The following is a 2,043-nucleotide window of genomic DNA, read 5'->3' as shown; positions in this document are numbered from 1 at the left end:
GTAGAGAGTTCAAGGAACAAAGAGAGGCGGATAGGAATATGTGGGTCCCTTACGTAGCCGGCAGGAATTAATCCATAAAATACAAATTTGACGAGGGAAAGGGAGGGAGGCGGTACTAAAAAACTGGAACGCGGCTTTTAACCAATAGTTATATCAAGCAAGCGGGCAGGGATTGAGCCAATGGAAATATTCGGTTTGACCCTGAAGTATTCAGGTTGATTCGGCACCACGGAGACGGGAGCGCTTTAGCAGGGAGGGTAAAAATCGATAGCGGGGGAGGAAGTAGGCGTGGAGATAATCACTTACCGCGGCGCGTGGGTGAGCATTTTCAAATAAAGGGCGTTAAATTTCATTGACGATGTTCTTGGTTATCGCAGCCAACCCAGCAATACGTGAGGTTCTTCCGGGCAGGCGGTTCTCTTCCGCTTTGTGATGACGTAACCACCAGAGTCGTGCCGCGCTCAGTCCAGGCAGGGTGTTTCCAGCTCAAAGCGGGAGAATATTTTTTGGCAATCGGCCCTTAAAGGGCGTACCGCGTAATCCTGTTTAGCCTCTGGACCGTAGCTGGACATATGCTCGGCGGAGTAATTCAGCCCGCCAATAAAGGCTATACGCGCGTCGATCACCACAATTTTGCGATGCATCCGGCGAAACACATTGGTGCGCATACCAAAAAGGCGAGGGCGGGGATCGTAGTAGCGGAACACTACGCCAGCTGCCGTCAGTTCATTGACAAACTCATCGCTGAGATCCGGCGAACCGTAGCCATCCAGCAAGACTTCCGCTTTAACCCCGCGTTGCGCTGCTGCCAGTAGTGCCGCATGCAGTTGTTTGCCGACGTCATCCTCAAACCAGATAAACGTTTCAAGAATGATGCGTTCTTGTGCCTCGCCAATCGCCTTAAACACCGCGGGATAATATTGCTCGCCGTTTTCCAGCAACTGGATCTTATTGCCTTCGCGCCAGCTACATTTCATAAATGAATCTCCGCACTTAAAGGGGCATGATCAGAAAGGTGTCGCCATGTCCGCAGCGGCAACGCGGTTGGCGCGCTGGCGCTGGCATTTTTGACGTAGATCCTGTCCAGTCGTAGTAGAGGAAATTGCACCGGAAACGTGCGCGCCGGGCGTCCGTGGGCGCGGGTAAAAATCTCATCCAGTCCGGCCTGCACTTTTAACGGATGATTAGCTTTTTGCCGCCAGTCATTGAAATCACCCGCCACCAATACCGGTTCGCCGTCCGGTAGCTCATTCACCCATTCGGCGAGCATCGCAAGCTGCGCCTGACGGTGCGCCTCACGCAGGCCCAGATGTACGCACATCACATGAATCGCTTTTCCGGTCATCGGCGGCACAATGCGGCAGTAGAGCACGCCGCGCTTTTCCGCACCATCGACCGAAACATCGCGATTCTCATAATGTTCAATGGGATAACGCGACAGTACGGCGTTGCCGTGATGCCCTTCCGGGTATACGGCATTGCGACCGTAGGCAAAATCGCTCCACATAGTGTCGGCGAGAAACTCGTAGTGCGAGGTATCGGGCCAGTTTTCCACATGCAGCGGATGAACTTCGTGCGCGCCCATCACTTCCTGCAGGCAAACAATATCGGCGCTGACGGTACGCACGGCGTCGCGAAGTTCCGGCAAAATGAAGCGTCGGTTAAACGCGGTAAAGCCTTTGTGAATATTGATGGTGAGCACCTTGAACGAAAATTGTTGTGTTTGATCGGGCATAATTTTCCTGTCTTTGCCTCTTATCTCATTGAAATAGTGTAGTCGGCGTCACAAAAAGGTGCGGTCTTACGGAATTTTCCGTAAAGTTCGGTACTCTGAGTAAGTAGAGATAAATTCTTCAGGAGAGAAGCCATGAAGTGGCAACAACGTGTTCGTGTCGCAACGGGTCTAAGTTGCTGGCAGATTATGTTGCATTTACTGGTAGTGGCGCTGCTGGTGGTGGGCTGGATGAGTAAGACTCTGTTCACGTCGGCGTGGGATCCTCCTGAGTGGGCGTGCAGGCACCAACTCTGTGTTCTAAGCGTAGT

3 protein-coding genes are annotated in these 2,043 nt (G+C 52.5%); 1 reads left to right on the top strand and 2 read right to left on the bottom strand.

Annotated features, from left to right (window positions below):
• Nucleotides 1-461 precede the first annotated feature (461 nt).
• The gene (gene clsB, locus CWATDRAFT_RS31415) at nucleotides 462-977 is read right to left on the bottom strand and encodes a cardiolipin synthase ClsB (protein WP_326997452.1); all 516 of its coding nucleotides are present in this window, start codon (nucleotides 975-977) and stop codon (nucleotides 462-464) included.
• Nucleotides 974-1,735 carry an endonuclease/exonuclease/phosphatase family protein gene (locus CWATDRAFT_RS31410; RefSeq protein ID WP_001113348.1) on the bottom strand — a complete coding sequence of 254 codons (762 nt, stop codon included), beginning with the start codon at nucleotides 1,733-1,735 and terminating at the stop codon, nucleotides 974-976. Before CWATDRAFT_RS31410 ends, clsB begins: the two co-directional genes overlap by 4 nt.
• Nucleotides 1,736-1,867: 132 nt before the next feature.
• Here CWATDRAFT_RS31410 and CWATDRAFT_RS36785 point away from each other — a divergent pair.
• Nucleotides 1,868-2,043 (top strand): YbhQ family protein (locus CWATDRAFT_RS36785; RefSeq protein ID WP_412093312.1); only part of this gene is annotated, 176 nt, incomplete at its 3' end.

The sequence above is a fragment of the Crocosphaera watsonii WH 8501 genome, from assembly GCF_000167195.1.
GTDB classification, from domain to species: domain Bacteria; phylum Cyanobacteriota; class Cyanobacteriia; order Cyanobacteriales; family Microcystaceae; genus Crocosphaera; species Crocosphaera watsonii.
The sequence above is the reverse complement of the archived record's forward strand: the minus strand, read 5'-3'. Positions and strand labels throughout refer to the sequence as shown.

What these genes read in the sequence shown, in the direction of transcription:
- clsB (WP_326997452.1), bottom strand. Translation starts at nt 977, where the DNA reads ATGAAATGTAGCTGGCGCGAAGGCAATAAGATCCAGTTGCTGGAAAAC.
- CWATDRAFT_RS31410 (WP_001113348.1), bottom strand. Translation starts at nt 1,735, where the DNA reads ATGCCCGATCAAACACAACAATTTTCGTTCAAGGTGCTCACCATCAAT.